The organism is Microbulbifer okhotskensis (genome assembly GCF_023895975.1).
Taxonomy (GTDB): domain Bacteria; phylum Pseudomonadota; class Gammaproteobacteria; order Pseudomonadales; family Cellvibrionaceae; genus Microbulbifer; species Microbulbifer okhotskensis.
On the sequence record NZ_JALBWM010000222.1, the window covers coordinates 1 to 2,979 of the forward strand.

Here is a 2,979-nt window from a genome sequence, read left to right on the forward strand (position 1 = left end):
AGCAGTACAGTGACTATGGGGCTATAGCTGTATGAAACTGTCCGAAGTGTTGAATTCAAAGACTTAACGATTAAGGCATGAAAAATCTATGGGCTATGATCTACGGCGAGATAGTCTGACGAGTTGTAGTTTATCGTTTAAGAGAATTTCCATCGTTGGTGGGTAAGGTTAGGTTGAGCGCATAATTACTTGGTAAATCAGTCATCGTCAATTGACGTGAGGACGGGTGGCGCTATCTTCTTGTTGTGATCTTTTTATGCTGCATGTCTGTTGGGAATACTAAAGAAGTTGTAAAGCAGCTTTTAAAATATAGAGAAGATATTTGACCTATGATCTTCAGACTCGACATATCTTTTACATCTCCACATCGTCATTTTAGAGTTGCATTGAGAAGGTTCTTCGTTTCGGCGATAGCATATCTGATAGGGTTTGGAAATTGACCATCCCCTTTTTATGTTGCTAAAGGTTTGATAGTTTGTGAATGATGGATTTTTTCCACCCGTAACTTGGATTTGACAAATAGTATCCCAGCTTTCCAGTTGAATCTTTACAGAAGATGCCAGGGAGGCGGAGGATAGTAAGAGTAAAGTCAGGCAAATGCACAATTCTTTCACTTTTAGCTTTCCTATCTAGTGACCTAATATTCAGGTTTCCCATTGAGCCATTATATGGCTTTGTAGGCGCTGTCACGAATTTTGATAAGGCCCTGGTGGGTATTCCTATAGATAGGGTTGTGATTTGAGTGGCACAGGGCAAAACCAGGCAGTCAGAAACTTGGGGAATGTTCAAAAATCTGTGTATAGCCTCCACCGCATTTGTGGTGGAAATTGGAGTGCGGTAATTGATTAATTGACCTGATCAAGAATATTGGCCAGATTCTCTCTGCTCTCCTTACCTCTAACAATCCGGGAATTTTAATGAACACTCTACCCGAGATATCCCATATAAATCGGTGTAAAAACAAATAAAATAGACCTAAAACAGCCATCCTTTTTGATGCATAGAGGGCTTTTCAAACAACATGGATAGCGTCAGCCTTTTACACCACTTTGGTCACATGGAAGATCTTCGAGTTGATCGGTACAATTTGAACGCCCTGCCCGATATTTTAATTATCACTTTTTTCGGTGTGGAAAGCTGTAGAGATTTTGTTTATTTTTCATAATCGAAGAAAAATTCCCTAATAAAATTTACTCCATTCAATAATGGAGTACCCTCAAAAAACACTTTCACCCAGGTTATTTCACGTTTAGGTCCGAGTAGTTTAAGCACTGCTTTCTTCTGTGGGCTCATGCTGTCCAGTAAAAACTCCGTAACGCGATCGCGATTGATGGCAAGACGTTAAGGCGAGCTTTGATTAGGCCAGCCAGCGATTTCCTATACATATGGTGAGTACTTTTACGCTCGAAGCTCGACTTGTCCTTGCTTGGCAAAAGGTAGAAGAAAAGTCGAATGAGATTACGGCCATACTGAAGTTACAGGAGATTCTTGATCTCACTGGGGTGTTGAAAGCTCGCTGCACTGATTTTTAGATGTGGTTTTCGTGAGGATGATAGTCGCTTTAGGTCAGGTAATGCACCAGAGAACATAGCAATCTTGGGGTATTTGGCACTAAATTAGTTGCAGGCGGCAAAGTCTAGTTTTAATAAAGATATCAGTATTAAAAACCTTCGAGAAAAGCAAGCTTGGATAGCGAAATTTTAGATAAGATAATTACAACCTTCATTTAGCTGATTTATATGGGACAGCTCTTGGGGGTAACCTAATCCTTTGCCCCTTTGTAGGTATCTGCTTGTCCGGTAGGCTTAATAGCTGATGCACTTACGGGCATAATCCCATCTAGCTGCATGGTGGGGTGGGAGATATGCCCGCAGTGCAGTAGCGGAAAATTTTTCCACCTGTTTGATGTGCTGCATGAGTTAATTTTCCCTGCCAGCAACCTGTTCTGCTGTATAAATACCAAATATATAAGGATGCCCGGCGTCTTGGGTAGAGATTGGAGATAATTCAGCGATGATCAGACCGGCGCTTGTCCGTTGTTGATACTGTGTGATCATCTTGGTGTGACAACTCCATTCCTATCCGCACGATTGCGTGTCATAGGCGCTATAACAAACGATTTGAGAGTGGTATATCTAGCAGGTCGTGGAGCTGGAACGAGCTAACCATGTTTAACCTCCCTTTTGACGACCTTAAGGCTAGGACAGTTGAGCTGTGGCCAGTAGTGCTGGGTCAATTTCTCCATTCTGTCAACCCCTCTGACAATTTTGATTTTTCGCTAGTGAGAAAATTAGAATATTGTTTTTAAGGGGCAGTACTCATTGCTATTCACTAGAGCGCCAACACAAGACGGGATGCTGCCTGAGCTTTTATGGCAAACAGTAAGGATTACGACTAGTGGTTTATAAAAGTGTGTCTATTGTTGGTAAGCAGGTTGAAGTGATATTCCAAGGCTCTGTGAGGTTTGTAAAAATCAATACGATATATGTTTAAGTGGCCATACTTCTCAATAAATCTTTTGTTAAATAAACTGGAGTTTTCAATGCCCAAGCGTTTATTTTCTATGATTCTGGTGACATTCATTTTTCTAATAGGTATTACTGGCGTCGTTTTCGCGCAAGCTAACAGCCTGCTGGACAATAAGAAACTCGCAATGCAGGCAATTGAGCTTTGGATGAGGGATTCAAAAATTGATCCGTCAATGATTCTCTCGTCTAATTATGTGAACCATCTTGATTCTGCGGTCAGCACTGGGATTGGTTCACAAAAGCGTAATTTGAAAGAATTCGAAGATGAGGTATCGAAGTTCCGTGCCGCTTTCAAGGATATGAAGTTGCTTAACACAATGCAGGTGGCCGAGGGCAATCTGGTTTCTACCCATGTTGTGATTAGCATTAAGCATGTCGGTTCGTTCATGGGGGAGACCCCAGGGCTGTCCCATATAAATCAGCTTAAATCGTGGCTGTAATTATCTTGTCT

General features: G+C 41.5%; 1 protein-coding gene. It reads left to right on the plus strand.

Features of this window, described 5'->3' with window-relative positions; translation table 11 throughout:
- The first annotated feature begins 2,542 nt into the window (after nt 1-2,542).
- Nucleotides 2,543-2,968, plus strand: coding sequence for a nuclear transport factor 2 family protein (locus MO867_RS21325; RefSeq protein ID WP_252472889.1), 426 nt, complete (start codon nt 2,543-2,545; stop codon nt 2,966-2,968).
- Nucleotides 2,969-2,979: the final 11 nt, after the last annotated feature.